The sequence below is a fragment of the Nonomuraea purpurea genome, assembly GCF_042650645.1.
In the GTDB taxonomy this organism is placed as follows: domain Bacteria; phylum Actinomycetota; class Actinomycetes; order Streptosporangiales; family Streptosporangiaceae; genus Nonomuraea; species Nonomuraea purpurea.
On sequence record NZ_JBHSBI010000002.1, the window covers coordinates 110753 to 127671 of the forward strand.

Consider the following 16919-nt stretch of genomic DNA (forward strand, 5'->3'; position numbering starts at 1 on the left):
GGGGCAAATCAGGGCAAATGCGTTCAGGTTCGGCGGAAGGTGTGCCGGTATGCCAGGGGCGCGACCCCGACGGCCGCGTGCAGGTGCTGCCGCAGCGAAACCGTCGTGCCGAACCCCGACCGCCTGGCCACCTCCTCCACGCCGAGATCCGTCGTCTCCAGCAGGTGCCTGGCGTGCTGCACCCGTTGCGCGTTGAGCCATCGGGCCGGGCTGAGGCCGGTCTCCTCGCGAAAGCGCCTGGTGAACGTGCGCACGCTCATCCTGGCGTGCTCGGCCAGCGCGCTCAGGTCGAGGGGGGCGTCGAGGCCGGCGAGCATCCACTCGCGGGTGGCCGCCGTGCCGCCGCCGTTCGGGTACGGGAGCGGCCGGTCGATGTACTGCGCCTGGCCGCCGTCCCGCCACGGCGGCATCACGCAGCGGCGGGCGGCGCGGTTGGCCACCTCGCTGCCGTGGTCGCGCCTGATCACGTGCAGGCACAGGTCCAGCCCCGCAGCCACCCCGGCCGAGGTCAGCACGTCACCGTCGTCCAGGAACAGCACGTCGGGATCCAGCTTGACCTGCGGGAACAGCCTGGCGAAGCGCGCCGCCTCACGCCAGTGGGTGGTGGCGGGACGGCCGTCGAGCAGGCCCGCCGCCGCCAGCACGAACGCCCCCGTGCAGATCGACATCGTCCGCGGCCGGCCGTGCAGCGCCTGCCGCAGCGTGTCCGAGATCGTGCCGTCCTTCATGACCCGGCCGCCGTGGATGCCGGGCACCAGGACGGTGTCGGCCGTGTCGAGCACGTCGAGGTCGTGGTCGGGCAGGACGCTGTAGCCCGCCGTGCAGCGGACGGGCGCGCGGCCTTCTGAGCAGGTCACGACCTCGTACAGCTTCTCGCCCTCCGGCGTCTCCGCCGTCCAGAACACCTGGCCGGGCACACCGAGGTCGAGCGGGGCGAAGTGGTTGAGCACCACGACGGCGATGCGGTGGGCCATGGCCCGATTCTTTCACATATTGGCTATCCGGCCACTCGTGCCCATCCAACGCGATAAATCAGGATTGGCGCATGACTGTAAGCACCCCCCGCGTGCACCGGGCCTGGTTCGTGGCGGGCGTCGCCTTCGTGGCGATCCTCGGCGCCGCCGGATTCCGCGCCACCCCCGGCGTCCTGATCATCCCGCTCCAGCGGGAGTTCGGCTGGTCGGCCGGGACGATCTCGCTGGCCGTGTCGGTCAACCTGGTGCTCTACGGTTTGACCGCCCCCTTCGCCGCCGCGCTGATGGACCGCTTCGGCATGCGCCGCGTCGTCGCCCTCGCCCTGCTGCTGATCGCCCTGGGCAGCGGGCTGACCATGCTGATGACGGCGAGCTGGCAGCTCCTGCTCTGCTGGGGCGTGCTCGTGGGGCTCGGGACGGGGTCGATGGCGCTGGTGTTCGCCGCGACGGTGGTGGATCGCTGGTTCGTCCGCCACAGGGGCCTGGTCACCGGCGTGCTCACCGCGGGCGGCGCCACCGGGCAACTCGTCTTCCTGCCCGTGCTGGCCCAGCTCGCCGAGGGGCCCGGATGGCGCTTCGCCTCGCTGACCGTCGCCGCCGGGGCGCTGGCCGTGGTGCCGTTCGTGTGGTGGCTGCTGCGCGACCGTCCCGAGGACGTGGGCACGACGGCGCTCGGCGCCGAGCCGGGCGCGGTCAGGACCAAGCCGTCCACGGTCAACGCGGCCGTCAGAGCGCTCACCGTGCTCGCCTCGGCAGCGAGGACGCGGCCGTTCTGGCTGCTCGCGGGCGGCTTCGCGATCTGCGGCGCGAGCACGAACGGGCTGGTCGGCACCCACTTCATCCCCGCGGCGCACGACCACGGCATGGCCGAGCCCGTCGCGGCCGGGCTGCTGGCGGTCATCGGGATCTTCGACATCGCCGGCACGATCGCCTCCGGCTGGCTCAGCGACAAGATCGACCCCAAGGTGCTGCTCGGCGTCTACTACGCCCTGCGCGGGCTCTCGCTGATGGTGCTGCCGAGCCTGTTCGCGGCCACGACCGAGCCCAGCATGCTGATCTTCATCGTCTTCTACGGCCTGGACTGGGTGGCGACCGTGCCGCCCACCGTCGCGCTGTGCCGGCGGATCTACGGGGCCGACGGCGCCGTGGTGTTCGGCTGGGTGTTCGGCTCCCACCAGGTCGGGGCCGCGATCGCCGCCGTCGGCGCCGGCATCACCCGCGACCAGCTGGGCGCCTACGACCTCGCCTGGTACGGGGCCGGCGCCCTCTGCCTCATCGCCGCCGCCATGTCCCTGGCCATCAGGCATGCTAAGAAGGACGAACCTGCCGCCACCCTCCACAGCAGGGCGGCAGGCTGACTGTTTGCTGAGGCCGATGAATTCCGAGCTTTTCGTTCTGCCCCTGGTCGTCAGGATCGAGCGGGCCGCGCCGCCCGAGCGTACCGACGCGCTGGAAGCGGCCGCGACGGCCGTGCTGAGCCTGCTGGACGACCCGGGGGAGTGGGCCGCCGAGCTGCACGCCTGGCAGTCCACCGGCAAGATCCGCAAGGTCGTGCGCCGGGCCAGGGGCGCCGAGTGGCGCAGGGCGGCCGCACTGCCAGGGCGCACGATCGAGCACCGCACGGCCGAGGTACGCGTGCATCCGCCCGTGCCGCTCGACGACTGGCCGCGCGACCTTGCCCGGCTCCAGGTGGGCGGCACCGAGCTGAACGACACCGCCGAGCCGCCGCCCGCCGGGCCGCCGGTCCTGTGGGCCAACCCCGAGCTGACCATGTCGGCGGGCAAGGCCATGGCCCAGGCCGGGCACGCCGCCCAGCTCGCCTGGTGGGCCAGCGAGGCGGCCGAGCGGGCGGCCTGGCGCGAGCGCGGCCTGGCGGTGTCCGTGCGCACGGCCGCCTCCCGGGACGACTTCGCCGCCATGGTCGCCGCCGGGCTGCCCGTCGTGCGGGACGCCGGGTTCACCGAGATCGAGCCAGGTTCGTGCACGTTCGTCGCGGACGCGCCCTGGCTCGCCGGCCGGGTCGCTAGATCGTGAACACGTCCGCCAGCACGCCGCCCGCCGCCGTGATCCGCCCGGGCGACGGGCTGTCGTAGACGACCATCAGGCGGCGTCCGCCCAGCAGGGCCAGCCCCTCCGGATGGTCGCAGCCCACGCCGAACGGCAGCTCCAGCACCGTCTCCAGGGCGTCCTGCGGCACGACCTGGCGCGGTTCGGGGCCGGGGCGCCAGCGCAGCACGCGTACCGGGCCGTCGAGGTCCATGGTCGGCCCGGCGAGCAGCAGCAGCGAGTCGCCGTCAGGGCACAGGTCCCGCACGCCCAGCCCGGACAGGTCCAGGAAGTGTTTGCGGTACGGCTCGCGCAGCCGCAGCTTCCCCTTGCCCGTGTCCTCGACGCGCAGTTCGAGCAGCACCGCCCAGCCCCGCAGCACGGGCCCGCGCAGCCCCAGGTAGACGCGCTCGCCCACCACGGCGATGCCCTCGACGTCGAGCCCGTTGTCCTTGCCGGGCAGCGCCAGGAACGGTGCGAGATGCCGGTCGCCGGCCAGGTGCGTCGTCAGGTTGCGCCCGCCCGCCATGATCGCCCCCGGTTCTGGGATCTCGGTGCCCTGGCTCAGCGGCAGGCGTACCAGGATGAACCGGTTCTCCTGCCTGACCACCGTGGCCAGGCGGTCGGCGGCCTTGTCCGGGTCCTTGGACTTGACCCGCCTGCGCTTGAGGCTGTGCGAGCCGACCATCCACAGGTGACCGTCGGCCCTGGCCAGGCCCTCGATGTCGGCCTCTTCTTCGCGGCCCGCGGGCAGGTCCACGTAGTCGGCCAGCGGATAGGTGCGCTGGGCGCCGAAGTGGTCGCCCACCCATGTCAGGTGCTCGAACGTCGCTGTCTCGTCGCCGGCGATCCACAGGCCGGTTGGGCTCCGTCGGATCGCGGAAAGGTTGGTATGTGTCTGGGACTCCTGGGATGCCTGGTCGAAACGCAGCTCAACCTGTTCCACGAAGCCATGATTGCACTTCGGTCGCTTCCGAGGCGCAATGGCGGGATATGTCGTACGCTCCCGTCGTGCTCGCTGGGGAAGATGGGACCGAGGGTTCCCGTGTGACGACTGCCACCCGTTTGGGAACCACTGCTTCTCCGCCCAAACGCTCCCGCATCGGAGATATCCGGATGCGGGTGGTTTACCGGGTGCTCGCCGTGATCGTCGCCGTCGTGGCCGCGGCCGTGACGCTGGTCGTGGTGCTCCCGTCGGAGCCGGACGAGGTCGTCGCGGGGCCGGTTACCGCGCCGCCGGCCGCGCCCGCCTCGTCCGGCCCCGCTTCCTCGTCCTCACCCTCGCCGTCCCCGTCCCTTTCGCCTTCGCCCGTAGTCGCGCAGGCGTCGTCGTCCGCTGCCGCGGAGCCGTCCTCGGAGGCGACCGCGCCGTCGCCCGGGGTCTCCCTGGCGCCCGGGTACACGGCCATGGAGGCCCTGTACGCCGACCCGCGCATCCCCCGGCTGACCCGCAAGGTCAAGCGGATGGCACTGCCCAGGCCGGCCAGGCGGACCGTCGCGGACGAGCGCGTGGGGCTGGCCGTGCCGAAGCTGGCCAGGCCGTGGAAGGTGTCAGGGGTGGCGCCGTTCACGTCCAAGCAGGTGCTGCCGAAGACGCGCGGCACGAGCGTGCGCGGGATGTTCGTCACCTGCCCGTTGCCGATCATGGAGCAGAAGTCGCCGCGTAACACGGCGCTGCTGGCCGCCCGCTGGACCCTCACCCACCACCCCCGGGGCGCCAAGATCCGCTGGCTGGCATCGCAGCCGGTCAAACACGGATGGATGCTTGTTTATCGCGTTAAATACGGAAAGCACACGTCACGTGCAGCCGTGGTTGTTATGGACGGGGGAATGAGCAAGCCTGGCCTGGCGTTCGTCACAGTGCCTGACACGCAGCGAAAGCGGTGGCCCGATATCGGCCGCGTGGCCTCAGGGGTGCGTGTTCTAGGCTAGAAGATCATGATGGGCGGCGACGTGGGGAGTGACGCCGTGGAACGCTCTGGACCGCCGCAGGCACCGGACAAGGGCAAGGGCAAGCCGCCCTGGCGCTCGGAGGGCCTGCCAGGCACGCCAGGGGGACGGCCCAAAATCAACTGGTGGCGGTTCGTCGTCACCCTGCTCGTCGTCTACGCGGCCTTCTTCGTGGTCTCGTCGTTCGTCGACAGCGAGTCCGTCGAGACGATCTCGTACACCGAGTTCAACAAGCAGGTGAAGGCGAAGAACGTCAAGGACATCTACGCCCAGGGCCTGTCCGTCGAGGGCGACCTCAGGGCCTCGGCCAAGAACCCCGAGACCAACGAGAATTACACCAAGTTCGCGACCGAGATCCCGGCCTTCGCCAACACCGACCAGCTCGACCAGCAGCTCGCCGCCGGCAGCGTGGAGATCACCTCGCAGCCGATCACCCGCGGCTTCCTGTCCAACCTGCTGCTGTCGCTGCTGCCCGTGCTGCTGCTGGCCGGCCTGTGGATCTGGATCATGCGCCGCGGCGCCAGCATGATGGGCGGCGGCGGCCTGGGCGGTCTCGGCAAGTCGAAGGCGGCCAAGCCGGTCGAGGCCGGGCAGGTGCGGGTCACCTTCGACGACGTCGCGGGCATCGACGAGGTCGAGAACGAGCTCGTCGAGATCGTCGACTACCTCAAGGACCCGGACAAGTACCGGCGGCTTGGGGCCAAGCTCCCCAAGGGCGTGCTGCTCGCGGGGCCTCCCGGTACCGGCAAGACGCTGCTGGCCAGGGCCGTCGCCGGCGAGGCCAAGGTGCCCTACTTCTCGGCCTCGGCCTCCGAGTTCATCGAGATGATCGTGGGCGTCGGCGCCTCGCGCGTGCGCGACCTGTTCGAGGAGGCGCGCAAGGTGGCGCCGTCGATCGTGTTCATCGACGAGATCGACGCCATCGGCCGGGCCAGAGGCGGCGCGGGCGGCGTCGGCGGCCATGACGAGCGCGAGCAGACGCTCAACCAGATCCTCACCGAGATGGACGGCTTCTCCGGGGCCGAGGGCGTGATCGTCATCGGGGCCACGAACCGTCCCGAGATCCTCGACCCGGCGCTGCTGCGTCCGGGGCGCTTCGACCGTACGGTGCAGGTGGGGCTGCCGGACGCGGCCGGCCGTACCGCGATCTTGCAGGTGCACACGCGGGGCGTGCCGCTGGACGAGGGCGTCAGCTCCGACCAGCTCGCCAAGACTACTCCCGGTATGACCGGAGCCGACCTGGCCAACCTCGTCAACGAGGCCGCCCTGCTCGCCGCCAAGCGCGGCAAGGAGAAGGTCACGATGGCCGACTTCGCCGACGCGCTGGAGAAGCTGCAGCTCGGCGCGGCCCGCAGCATCGTGATGCCGCAGGAGGAGCGGGTCAGGACCGCCTACCACGAGGCCGGGCACGCGCTGCTCGGGATGCTCCAGCCGGGTGCCGACCCGGTCAGGAAGATCTCCATCATCCCGCGCGGACGGGCGCTCGGCGTCACGCTGTCGACCCCCGACACCGACCGGTACGCCTACGACGAGCCGTACCTGCGCGGCCGCATCACCGGCGCGCTGGGCGGCATGGCGGCCGAGCAGGTCATCTTCGGCGTCATCACGACCGGCGCCGAGAACGACCTGGAACAGGTCACCATGATCGCCCGCGGCATGGTCGGTCGCTGGGGCATGTCCGACAAGGTCGGTCCGCTGACCATCCTGCCCAGCGACGGCCAGCATCCGCAGGCCTCGCCCACCACGCTCGCCACCGTCGATGAGGAGGCGCGGCGGATCGTGGACGAGTGCTACGAGCGCGCGGTCCAGGTGCTCACCGAGAACAGGGGCAAGCTCGACGCCATCGTGGAGGCCCTGCTCGAGCACGAGACCCTCGACGAGGCCGGGGCATACGCCGCCGCAGGGCTCCGTAACCGACCTAGCGGAGATTTTCCCGAGAATTAGGGCAAAACGGGCGTTGGCGCGTTTCCGTCAGGGCAGCTTTCCCTACAACGATCGGGGGACTGTCGTGACACTGAATGACGAGCTTGCCGCGCAGCTCGGAGACTCAGGACTGGAACAGATCGCCGGGATGCTCGGCACGGACGCGATCACGGCCACGACCGTGCTCCAGGCCGTGTCGGGCACCATCGTCGGAGGAATGGCGCGCAACGCCCGGCACCTGGACGGAGCCGACGCCCTGCGCAGCGCGCTCGACGACCACAAGGACACCGACCCCTTCAACGGCGATGTGGCCTCACTGACGCGCGACGGGCACAACATCCTCGGACACGTGCTGGGCGGGCAGGGCACCGAGCAGGCGGCGACGGAGCTGGCGCGCTTCGCCGGAGTCGACACCGGCACCATCATGAAACTGCTGCCCCTGGTCGCCCCCATGATCATGTCGCTGCTCGCCGACCGGGACATGGACCCCACCACCATGGCAGAAGACCTCGACCGCGAGCAGACCGCCATGGCGGGCGGGCTGGGGGACGTGCTCGGGCGGCTGCTGACCGGCATCTTCGGCGTCGTGCCCGAGCAGGGCCTGCCGTACCGGCCGTATGAGACGAAACCGCAGGTCACCAGGGGGACGTCCAACAGCGACTGGTGACGCCGGTAGGCTTGTGCGGTGATCGTTCTGGCTTCAGCGTCCCCCGCCCGCCTGGCCCTCCTGCGCAGCGCCGGTCTCGACCCCAAAGTGATCGTCAGCGGGGTCGACGAGGAGGCCTTCTCCGCGCACACCCCGGCGGCGCTCAGCCTCGTACTGGCCCGGGCCAAGGCGGCGAAGGTGGCCGCCGACCTCGAAGAGGGGCTGGTCATCGGCTGCGACTCGATCCTCGAACTCGACGGGCGCCCCTACGGCAAGCCGGCCACCCCGGAGGAGGCCGTCGAGCGCTGGCGGCTCATGCGGGGCCGCACAGGCAGGCTCGTAACCGGTCACTGCGTGATCGACGTGTCCGCGGGCAAGCAGGTGGCGGAGGTCGCCACGACCGTCGTGCGCTTCGGCCAGCCCTCCGACGACGAGATCGCCGCCTACGTCGCGACCGGCGAGCCGCTCAGCCTGGCCGGGGCGTTCAGCATCGAGGGGCGCGGCGGATGGTTCATGGAGGGCATCGAAGGCGACCACGGCAACGTGCTCGGCCTGTCCCTCCCGCTTCTTCGCGAGCTGTTCGCCGATCTGGGCTACGCGGTGACGTCGTTCTGGCGCTAGCCTGCCGGGCATGCGATCTCTGCGTGACTTCACGTCCGGTGTCGGCTTTTTCCTCCAGGGGTTCGGGTGGGTCGCCAGGAACGGGCGGTGGTGGCTGTTCGGGCTGATCCCGGCATTGATCGCGTTCGCCGTGTACGTGGTGGCGCTGGTCTTCCTCGGCACCAACGCCAGCGGCCTGGCCGAGGCGATGACGCCGTTCGCGGATTCGTGGGGCTGGCGGGAGCTGTTTCGGACACTGGTGGGGATCGCGCTGTTCCTGGGCGGGCTGGCGCTGGCGGTGCTGACGTTCGCGGCGATCACGCTCACCATCGGGGGGCCGTTCTACGAGCGGTTGTCGGCCGAGGCCGACCCGCTGTCTTCGGAGGATGAGCAGCCGTGGTGGCGGACGTTGCCGCGCTCGATCAGGGACAGCCTGGTCACGCTCTTCTACGTGCTGCTGTTCACCGTGCCGCTGTTCTTCCTGGGGTTCGTGCCCGTGGTGGGGCAGACGGTGGTGCCGGTGATCGGCGCCGTCATTTCCGGATTCTTCCTCACCATTGAGCTCACCACGCTCTCCTTGGAACGGCGTGGCATGCTCCGCAAAGACCGCTTCGCCCTGCTGCGCACGAACATGGCCAGCGCGCTGGGATTCGGGGTCGCGGCGTTCCTGTTGTTCCTGGTGCCCTTCGTCGCGGTGATCGCCATGCCGGCCGCAGTGGCCGGCGCCGCCCTCCTCGTCCGCACCCGCCTCGCCCCAACGCCCTCCTGACCTGCGGGGGCCGAGGGCCGGCTCGCACGCGTCGCCGTCCGCGTGCCGGCTGGTTGTCCACAGCCTTGGCGGCCCCCGCGCCCCCATCCACAGAATCCCGTTCGGCCCGCTGCCGTCCCCACCTCTCCGGCACCCTAACGATCCATGACGACCGCTGACACCACCCCCCAGCCCTGCCTCACCCTCACCAGTCCCCTCGACATCCTGGCCGCCGTCCCCTACCTCGTCGGCTTCCACCCCAGCCAGAGCCTCATCATCATCGGCCTGGCCGGGGGTCAGGCCAAGGTGGTGACCAGGTGGAGCCTCCCCATCCCCCCGGGCACCCTCGCCTCATTGACCCCCCTCTTCGTCCGGGAAGCCATCACCGAAATGGTCGTCGTCGGCTACGGCCCAGGCGAGGCGGTCACCCCGGCCGTCGACGAAGCCCGACTGCTGGGCGGCAACTCCGGGGTTCGCGTCGGTGAGGCGCTGAGAGCCCACGAGGGCCGCTACTGGTCGTACGTCTGCGACCTGCCCGCATGCTGTCCCCCTCAAGGCACCCCGTACGACCTGTCCACCAGTCGCATAGCCGCAGAAGCGACGGTACGCGGCCTGGTGGCCCTGCCCGACCGCGAGGCCCTGGAACGTACCATCGCCCCGGTGACGGGCCCGGTCCGGATGGCGATGCGCCGCGCCACCTCCGAGGCGATCGCGGACGTCCGGGCGGGGCTGACAAGGGCAACCGACCCCGACGCTTTCGCGCGGCAATTCATCGCCGAGGGCCTGGCCAGAGTCCGATCGGTCTTGTCCGTCCACGCCACGGGCGGCCGCCTGACCGACGCGGAGGCGGCCAGGCTGGGCCTGGACCTGACGATCACCAGGGTTCGGGACGAAGCCTGGACCCTCATGCATGAGTCCCACGCCTGCCTCTGGAAAGACCTGACCCGCAGGCTGGAACCCCGATTCATCCCACCCGCCGCGTCCCTGCTGGCCATGTCGGCCTGGCACGCGGGCAACAACGTCCAGGCCACGATCGCCCTCGAACGCGCACTGACCATCGACCCCGGCTACTCGATGGCCAATCTCCTCATGCACGCCCTTCAGCAACTGCTCTCGCCCGCGGTCCTGGGCGAGCGCATGCCCACGCCCGCCGAACTCGACGCGGCGATGGGGCAGCCGCACGCGGCCTGGCTGTCGCCTCTGGCCAACCTCCTCGACGAAGACGAACCGCCGAGCCCACCCGGCTGACCGGGCGGACTCGGCGGTCAGCCGGGTCAAAGGCCGGTGTTGCCTTCTTCCCTGCGCCGGCGCTCGTTGTAGGCACGCATGCGTTGCGGATATCCAGTGAGCTGGACGTCGTACACCGGCAACGCAAGATCGCGGGCGACCTTGTGGATCACTGCGGGGGAACCGACTCTGCGCCTTGTCCACTCGCCGTCGTCAGCCACCGCCACGGCGGTCGTGTCGGTGGCAAACGTCTCCGGCTCGACGTAGAACTCGACGCCACGCCGCGAACGGGCAAAGGCGATGAGCGCTTCGATGTCGGCGTCTGTCGCCTCTCGGTCGAACTTCGCGACCTTAGGGCCGCGGCGCCGACGAAGGCCGTAGCGGTCTCGCCATCTCATGCATCCTTTTTATACCGTCTGGAGCCGATGCGCGTCGGGGATGATCTAGGGGACACCTCCGGGATTCTCCCGATGGCACCCCGGCCCATGGCGACGCAGTATGAGAAGTGACTGCTCGATTTCTCTAAGGAGAGGCATGGCGATTATGGCTGGGGTACCGACAACCCCTGGGCCGGGACAGGTGCCGCCAGCTCATCTGCGCGTCACCACCCAGGACCGAGAGGACGTGGTCGAGCACATCAAGGCCGCCTACGCTGAGGGCCGCTTCGACAAGCTTGAGTTCGACGACCGGCTGGAACGCGCGATGACGGCGCGCACCCATGGCGAGCTGGTGCCCATCATGACCGAGCTGTACGGCTCCAAAGCCTTCCCTCGGTCGAGCCCCGCACCACGTCCGGCCGCCGTTTCCGAGCGCGCGCCGGAGAGCAACGAGCGCCTCGGCGCCGCCGTCGCGCACATGCTGCCGATCGTCGGGTTCCCCATCGTGGGCCCGCTCATCTTCTTGCTCACCGGCGGCAAGACGTCGCCCTACATCCGCAGGCAGGCCTTGGAGGCGCTCAATTTCCAGATCACCGTAGTGGGGGCCTCGGTGCTGCTGCCGCTCACGATCGTCGGCGCCATCCTCGTCCCGTTCATCTGGGTCGCGGCCATCGTCCTGTCGATCGTCGGCGGCGTCTCGGCACTCTCGGAAAGCAATTTCCGCTATCCCATGACGATCCGCTTGGTGAAATGAGCCAACCAACCACCCAGACGCGGCCCGGCGCGTGATCGACCGACCTCGCCAAGCGACGAGGATCCTCACCCCGATCAAGCAACCCTTGGCGGGCAACGGGGAGACCGCGCCAACGGAACGACAAACCTCAGTCGGCCGAACGGGGAGTCCGCCGACCGGAATGCGAGCTTCAGCCAGTTGAGTGGGGGGATCTTGCTGACGGGACCGGGCGCCCCAGTCGGCCGAACGGGGAGTCCGCCGACCGGAATGCGTGCCTCAGCCAGTTGAACGGCGGAATCTCGCTGACGGAACGATGAGCGTCCCAGCCGGTCGAACGGAGGAGTTCGCCAACGGAACCGCGAGCCTCGGCCGACTGAGCGGGGGGAATCTCGACAACGGAATTCCCCGCCCCCGGTCGGCTGAACGAGGCTGCCTGGCAACCGAACCACGAGCTTGGCAGCAGGATGGAGCAACCTCGACAGACGAATTGAGAAACCGATCCGACCATGTGCCCATCGCCGTCGTACCGTTCCGCCAGATGGGGGGTGTCGCGGCCGCCCTACGAATGTGCCACGGGAGGGATCATTTCGCGGCCAGAACCTCGTACGTGACCCTCATCACGCCGGTGCTCGTGCGTCCGATGGCGGAGAACGCGGCTGCGGAGAGATCGAGACAGCGGCCACCGACGTACGGGCCGCGGTCATTGATGCGGACCGTGACTGATTTGTCGGTGTTCGGATTGGTCACGCGGACCTTGCTGCCCAACGGAAGGGTCTTGTGGGCGGCGGTCATGGCCGAAGGATCGAAACGCTCGCCACTGGCTGTCATCTGGGGTTCGTCGTAGTACGAGGCCCCGCAGGAACCGGAGGAGATCACCCGCTGCTTGGGCTTCGTCACCTCCGTCTTGGCCCTGGGCTCGGCCGCATCCTCCGACTTGGAACCCGTCGGTCCAGAGGCGGTGCTCTTGGAGGTCGCGGACCCGTCGGCCTTCGGCGCGGAGCTGGTCGATGCGGAGGCCGTCGGCTCGGCGACGTTCGGTCCGGAACTCCTCCCTTCTGAGCCCGCGCTCGGTTGCGGCCGAGCACCCGCCGGAGGCTTGGGCGCGGCGGACGGGGTGGACTGGCGAGCGGCCTCGTTCGGGGTCTTGAACCGGTCGGCACCGTCCATGCCCGACTTGGCCGAGTCGGCCGCGTTCAGGCTGTGCTTGGGGGAGTCGTCGTTGCCCATGGCTGCCCACGCGGCGGTGGAGGCGGTGGCGATGACGGCCGCGCCTGCGGCAACGGCGGTCCAACGGCGCTTGCCTGAGGACGGCTTACGGTCCAGAGGAGACTTCTTGTACGAGTGCTGGCCCAAGGCAAACCACGGTCCTAGCTAGGGGATAGGGCAAGGAAAGGCCTGGCCAAAGGGTGTGATGTGGGGGATGTCGGCCAATCCGTAGGCGCGGGCGAGGGGCCCGGGCGGTGACGACGAACATATGCGACAAACAACAAGTAAAGACAACTTAATGGGACGTTCAGTGATATATCTCACTTAGGTCACAAGATTGCCCAGAACGCCGAGCGTACGCCGAGGATCTTCACGTTTCCGACGAACAGGAAAATGCGCATCACGCAACCGCCGGTCGCCCACCCTTGACGATCAACCGCACCCTCAGCCACCAACCGCAGGCGCCCCAACTCACCCGCAAAACCGCACAGCCGCCACCCGCCGCCGTCCAAGCTTCAAGAGGTTCCCGCGCCTCGCCGCTCAAGCTCGGGGAGATGACCCGAGCCCTCAGACGATTCGCACGACCCGAACCCGGGCGTTGGCCAAGTCCTCAGGCGGCTCGCACGCCGTGCGGTCCGAGCCTGAGCGTGCGGGAGATTTGCGGGGGCTGTGCGGTCGGAAGGTTGGGTGTTGGTCCTGGCTACGTTCTCAGGTGGTTCGCATACCGTGCAGTTCAAGCCTGGGGCGGCCCGAGCTCTCGGGTGGTTTGCGCGGCCCGCGCCTGGGTGATGGCCGCGTCTTCGAAGGCGGTTCACGGGCGTCGGCGCCCGAGCCCGAGCTCGCGGGGGGTTCGCCTGCCGTGTTGCTTGCCTCGGTGAGGGCGAGGTCGAGAATGAGGTCGGTTTGGTGTGTGACCGGGTGTCAGAGCATGAGGGAGCGAACCGTGTCGACGGTGTCGGCGTCCTCGACGCGTTTGTCCGGGCGGTAGCGCAGTACGCGGGCGAAGCGCAGGGCCATGCCGCCCGGGTAGCGGGGGGAGCGCTGGACGCCGTCGAAGGCGATCTCGACCACCAGCTCCGGCCGTAGGTTGACCATCCAGTTGTCGGTCGGGCCCTCGGCGATCTCCAGGAAGCGCTCGGTCTGCCAGGCCAGCAGTTCGTCCGTGAGTCCCTTGAACGTCTTGCCGAGCATCACGAACCCGCCCTCCGGGTTGCGCGCCCCCAGGTGCAGGTTGGAGAGCTTGCCCTGGCGGCGGCCGTGGCCCCATTCGGCGGCCAGGACGACGAGGTCGAGGGTGTGCCGGGGTTTGACCTTGATCCAGCCCGCGCCCCGGCGGCCGGCCGCGTACGGGGAGGAGAGCGACTTGACCACCAAGCCCTCATGGCCCGCCTTGACCACATCGGCGAAGAAGTTCCCCGCTTCCGTCGCATCACCCGTGACCAGCCGTGGGGTAAGGAGGGTCTGCGGGACCGTACGGGCCAGAGCCTCCTGGCGCGCGGAATAGGGCAGGTCGAGCAGGTCGGCGCCGTCCACGCGCAGAGCGTCGAAGAAGAAGACGCTCAGCGGCGTCCGTTCGCGGAGCTGGGGGACGTTGATCTTGCTGGTCACGCGGCTCGCCGTCACCTGGAACGGATGCGGCCGTCCGTCGGGACGCAGCGCGATCACCTCGCCGTCCAGCACCAGATCCTCTGACGGCATCTCCAGCACGGCCTCGACCAGCTCGGGCACCTGCGGGGTGATGTCGTCGAGCGTACGGGTGAAGACCCGGACCTCCGAGCCCGAACGGTGGGTCTGCACGCGGACGCCGTCGAGCTTCCACTCCAGCGCCGCCGGCGTGCCCGCCTTGTCCAGCGCGGCGGCGACATTGGGCGCGCTGCCCGCCAGCATCGGCGCGACCGCCCTGCCCACCTCCAGCCGGAACTCGTGCAGCGCCGCCACCCCACCCGACAACGCGGCGGCCCCGACGGCGGGCAGCCAGCCGCGGAGCGTGAGCGCACGCCGTACGTCGGCCGACGGCGCCCCGGACGCCTTGGCCACCGCCTCGATCATGACGCCGTCGAGGGCGCCCTGGCGCAGCTCGCCGTGGAGCAGCCGCCGCATGAACTGCTGCTCCTGGCTCGTCAGCCCCGCGAACAGCTCGGCCACCAAAGCCTTGCGCGCCGCCTGCGACCCCTGTCCGGAAACCGCCTTGATCCTGGACAGCAGCTCGTCGACCATGGTCAGCGTGGCGGTGGCGGCCAGCTTGGGCTGGGGGAGGTCCTCCAGCGTGCGCCAGCCCACACCCACCTGCCGCTGGGGCAGCTCGCCCGAGAGGTAGGAGATCGCGATCCCCGCCTCGTCCGGGCCGACCCGGCCCAGCAGCTCTGCCAGATGGCCGATCTTGCCCAGCCTGGCGGAGGTGCGGGTCACCGCGTCGGAAACTCGGACCACGTCGATCAGAAGCACACGCCTATGGTGCCTCACACTGCCGACATTTCCCCAGCCGATATCTGGTGTTGGTGTTGGTGTTGGGCTGCGTTTGATGGTTGGTTTCGGGGCTGATGTCGGTATCGCGGGCGGTGTGGTGAAAGGGGACTCGCACAACGTGTCTGAGGTTTTGGGGAGATTTGGGAGACTTAGTGCCGACGTGCGCCGTTTCTGGCGGACGCCGACACCCCAGCGGGGTAGTCGACTGCTGGCGGGCGGTGACGGCTTGAAGGCAGTTGTAGGCCGCCAGCTCGCGCCGTACGACCAGAGCGCATACCGTACGGCCAGCTCGTGTCCGTGCGACAAACCCGTGCCCGTGCGACCAACTCATGTCGCACAGTCCGGGTCGGTATGGCGATCGACCGTGTTGGCGAGTTTGCGGCGGCCGTCCAATCGGACCGTGTGGTGGTCGTGCTGGCCGACCGCCGACCGTGCGGTGGTGCAGGCGGACCGTGCGGCAGCCGCCCGACTGGAGCGTGCGGCTGCCCCGCTGGCCGACCGTGCGGTAGTCGCCTGACCGGACCGCATCATGGCCACGTGAGCGACCGTGCGGCAGTTGTCGGCATCGACCGCGTGATGGTCGTGTCAACGGCCGTGCGACGGCTGCCTGATCGGACCGTGTGGCGGTCGTGTTCGGCGACCGTGTGAAGTCCGCGTTGGCGGACGTGCGCAGGCCGTGTTGGCCGGCCGGGTTAGCGGACGGCGAGGAGGTCGACGACGAAGATGAGCGTCTCGTTGGGCTTGATGCGGGCACCGGCGCCGCGGCTGCCGTAGCCGAGGTGCGGCGGGATGACCAGCTTGCGGCGGCCGCCCACCTTCATGCCCGCGACGCCCTGGTCCCAGCCGGCGATGACACGGCCGCCACCGAGCGGGAACTCGAACGGCTTGCCGTGGTTCCACGACGCGTCGAACTCCTCCCCGGTCGAGAAGGCGACACCGACGTAGTGGACCTGGACGTTCTGACCCGGCTTGGCCTCGGAGCCCTCGCCGACGACCATGTCGGTGATTTCGAGGTCCTTGGGCGGGGTGCCCCCGGGGAAGTCGATCTCGGGCTTTTCGAGTGCCACTATGTGCTCCCTGGTTATCAGCTACTGGCAATGAGAACGGACCCGACGACTCTATGCGGTCGGGATATCGTCATCGTCCATGGCCGCCCTTTCTCCCGACGCGATTCTGCTCACCGGCCGTGTCGCCGTCGTCACGGGGGCGGCCAGGGGCATCGGGCTGGCGATCGCGGAGGCGTTCGCCGCGTTCGGCGCTCATGTGGCCGTTTGCGACCGTGACAAGCCGAGCGCCGAGCTGGCGATGACGCTCGACGTGCGTGATCACGCGGCGGTCGAGGTGTTCGCCCGGGCCGTACGCGAGCGCTGGGGGCGCGTCGACGTGCTGGTCAACAATGCGGGCGGGACCTTTCACGCCGGGTTCGGCGACACCTCGGCGCGCGGTGAGCAGATCCTGATCGAGGAGAACTTCACACAGGTCACCGGGATGATCCGGCAGTTGCTGCCGATGATGCCTCCGGGATCCTCGATCATCAACGTGACCTCCAGCGAGGCGCATCAGGCGGCGCCGGGGTTCGCGGTGTACGCGGCGATGAAGGCCGGGCTGGAGAGTCTGACGAAGACGCTGGCGCTGGAGTTGGCGCCGCGCGGCATCAGGGTGAACGCGATCGCTCCCGACGCGCTGCGCACCGAGGGGGAGGAGGGGGTGCGCGAGCGGATGCTGGCTCGGCCGCTGCCCTACGATCCCGTACGCGTGCCGCCCCTCGGACGCCTCGGCGACCCGAAGGACGCGGCGGGGGCGGCGGTGTTCCTGGCCAGTGAGCTGGCGAGCTTTGTCACGGGGACGACGGTGCACGTGGACGGGGGGATCGTGGCCGCTGGGGGTTGGCGGCGCACATGAGCCCCTGGGGTTCTTGGCCCCAGGGGCCCTGGGGTGCCGTGCTTCCGGGTTCTTGGGGCGCGGCGCTCCTGGGGTCCGGTGTTGCAGCGCTCCCAGGGCACCGGGGCCCCGGGGCGGCGAG

General features: G+C 69.7%; 16 protein-coding genes. 10 read left to right on the top strand and 6 right to left on the bottom strand.

What is annotated here, in order from left to right; genetic code table 11:
- Nucleotides 1-23 precede the first annotated feature (23 nt).
- A complete protein-coding gene (locus tag ACFOY2_RS04110) occupies nt 24-974 on the bottom strand; it encodes a GlxA family transcriptional regulator (RefSeq protein ID WP_379526551.1) in 951 nt (316 codons plus the stop codon).
- Between the two features lie 71 nt (nt 975-1045).
- On the opposite strand from ACFOY2_RS04110, the gene ACFOY2_RS04115 reads away from it, so the two are divergent.
- The gene (locus ACFOY2_RS04115; protein ID WP_379526552.1) at nt 1046-2332 is read left to right on the top strand and encodes an MFS transporter; all 1287 of its coding nucleotides are present in this window, start codon (nt 1046-1048) and stop codon (nt 2330-2332) included.
- A 16-nt stretch (nt 2333-2348) separates the two neighbouring features.
- Entirely contained in the window at nt 2349-3008 is a 660-nt protein-coding gene (locus tag ACFOY2_RS04120) for a peptidyl-tRNA hydrolase (RefSeq protein ID WP_379526553.1), read from the top strand.
- Here the strand turns inward: ACFOY2_RS04120 and ACFOY2_RS04125 are convergent.
- Nucleotides 2998-3966 (bottom strand): DUF3616 domain-containing protein, encoded by a 969-nt coding sequence (locus tag ACFOY2_RS04125; RefSeq protein WP_379526554.1) that lies wholly within the window; start codon nt 3964-3966, stop codon nt 2998-3000. The two genes, ACFOY2_RS04120 and ACFOY2_RS04125, sit on opposite strands and share 11 nt — an antisense overlap.
- Nucleotides 3967-4136: 170 nt before the next feature.
- Here ACFOY2_RS04125 and ACFOY2_RS04130 point away from each other — a divergent pair, with 170 nt between their 5' ends.
- The 6 genes from ACFOY2_RS04130 (at nt 4137) to ACFOY2_RS04155 (ending at nt 10135) form a co-directional block, all read left to right on the top strand.
- Nucleotides 4137-4952, top strand: a complete 816-nt coding sequence (locus ACFOY2_RS04130) for a hypothetical protein (RefSeq protein WP_379526555.1) — start codon at nt 4137-4139, stop codon at nt 4950-4952.
- A 36-nt stretch (nt 4953-4988) separates the two neighbouring features.
- Entirely contained in the window at nt 4989-6914 is a 1926-nt protein-coding gene (ftsH, locus tag ACFOY2_RS04135; RefSeq protein ID WP_379526556.1) for an ATP-dependent zinc metalloprotease FtsH, read from the top strand.
- Nucleotides 6915-6978: 64 nt separating this feature from the next.
- Nucleotides 6979-7560 carry a DUF937 domain-containing protein gene (locus ACFOY2_RS04140; protein ID WP_379526557.1) on the top strand — a complete coding sequence of 194 codons (582 nt, stop codon included), beginning with the start codon at nt 6979-6981 and terminating at the stop codon, nt 7558-7560.
- An 18-nt stretch (nt 7561-7578) separates the two neighbouring features.
- Entirely contained in the window at nt 7579-8160 is a 582-nt protein-coding gene (locus tag ACFOY2_RS04145; protein WP_379526558.1) for a Maf family protein, read from the top strand.
- Nucleotides 8161-8170: 10 nt separating this feature from the next.
- Nucleotides 8171-8908, top strand: coding sequence for an EI24 domain-containing protein (locus ACFOY2_RS04150; protein WP_379526559.1), 738 nt, complete (start codon nt 8171-8173; stop codon nt 8906-8908).
- A gap of 144 nt (nt 8909-9052) precedes the next feature.
- On the top strand, nt 9053-10135 hold the full coding sequence (locus ACFOY2_RS04155) for a DUF4192 domain-containing protein (protein WP_379526560.1): 1083 nt from the start codon (nt 9053-9055) through the stop codon (nt 10133-10135).
- 26 nt (nt 10136-10161) lie between these two features.
- Here ACFOY2_RS04155 and ACFOY2_RS04160 read toward each other — a convergent pair whose 3' ends face one another.
- Nucleotides 10162-10512: a hypothetical protein gene (locus tag ACFOY2_RS04160; RefSeq protein ID WP_379526561.1), complete on the bottom strand. Its 351-nt coding sequence runs from the start codon at nt 10510-10512 to the stop codon at nt 10162-10164.
- Between the two features lie 145 nt (nt 10513-10657).
- Between ACFOY2_RS04160 and ACFOY2_RS04165 the strand changes: the two genes are divergently transcribed.
- Nucleotides 10658-11245, top strand: coding sequence for a DUF1707 and DUF4870 domain-containing protein (locus tag ACFOY2_RS04165; RefSeq protein WP_379526993.1), 588 nt, complete (start codon nt 10658-10660; stop codon nt 11243-11245).
- Nucleotides 11246-11806: 561 nt separating this feature from the next.
- Here the strand turns inward: ACFOY2_RS04165 and ACFOY2_RS04170 are convergent.
- The 3 genes from ACFOY2_RS04170 to ACFOY2_RS04180 form a co-directional block, all read right to left on the bottom strand.
- The gene (locus tag ACFOY2_RS04170) at nt 11807-12577 is read right to left on the bottom strand and encodes a septal ring lytic transglycosylase RlpA family protein (RefSeq protein WP_379526562.1); all 771 of its coding nucleotides are present in this window, start codon (nt 12575-12577) and stop codon (nt 11807-11809) included.
- 774 nt (nt 12578-13351) lie between these two features.
- A complete protein-coding gene (locus ACFOY2_RS04175) occupies nt 13352-14875 on the bottom strand; it encodes an ATP-dependent DNA ligase (protein ID WP_379526563.1) in 1524 nt (507 codons plus the stop codon).
- A 713-nt stretch (nt 14876-15588) separates the two neighbouring features.
- A complete protein-coding gene (locus ACFOY2_RS04180; RefSeq protein WP_379526564.1) occupies nt 15589-15963 on the bottom strand; it encodes an FKBP-type peptidyl-prolyl cis-trans isomerase in 375 nt (124 codons plus the stop codon).
- 79 nt (nt 15964-16042) lie between these two features.
- Here ACFOY2_RS04180 and ACFOY2_RS04185 point away from each other — a divergent pair, with 79 nt between their 5' ends.
- Nucleotides 16043-16798, top strand: coding sequence for an SDR family NAD(P)-dependent oxidoreductase (locus ACFOY2_RS04185; RefSeq protein ID WP_379526565.1), 756 nt, complete (start codon nt 16043-16045; stop codon nt 16796-16798).
- Nucleotides 16799-16919 lie beyond the last annotated feature (121 nt).

What these genes read in the sequence shown, in the direction of transcription:
- ACFOY2_RS04150 (WP_379526559.1), top strand. Translation starts at nt 8,171, where the DNA reads ATGCGATCTCTGCGTGACTTCACGTCCGGTGTCGGCTTTTTCCTCCAG.
- ACFOY2_RS04120 (WP_379526553.1), top strand. Translation starts at nt 2,349, where the DNA reads ATGAATTCCGAGCTTTTCGTTCTGCCCCTGGTCGTCAGGATCGAGCGG.
- ACFOY2_RS04115 (WP_379526552.1), top strand. Translation starts at nt 1,046, where the DNA reads ATGACTGTAAGCACCCCCCGCGTGCACCGGGCCTGGTTCGTGGCGGGC.
- ACFOY2_RS04165 (WP_379526993.1), top strand. Translation starts at nt 10,658, where the DNA reads ATGGCTGGGGTACCGACAACCCCTGGGCCGGGACAGGTGCCGCCAGCT.
- ACFOY2_RS04110 (WP_379526551.1), bottom strand. Translation starts at nt 974, where the DNA reads ATGGCCCACCGCATCGCCGTCGTGGTGCTCAACCACTTCGCCCCGCTC.
- ACFOY2_RS04185 (WP_379526565.1), top strand. Translation starts at nt 16,043, where the DNA reads ATGGCCGCCCTTTCTCCCGACGCGATTCTGCTCACCGGCCGTGTCGCC.
- ACFOY2_RS04130 (WP_379526555.1), top strand. Translation starts at nt 4,137, where the DNA reads ATGCGGGTGGTTTACCGGGTGCTCGCCGTGATCGTCGCCGTCGTGGCC.
- ACFOY2_RS04160 (WP_379526561.1), bottom strand. Translation starts at nt 10,512, where the DNA reads ATGAGATGGCGAGACCGCTACGGCCTTCGTCGGCGCCGCGGCCCTAAG.
- ACFOY2_RS04155 (WP_379526560.1), top strand. Translation starts at nt 9,053, where the DNA reads ATGACGACCGCTGACACCACCCCCCAGCCCTGCCTCACCCTCACCAGT.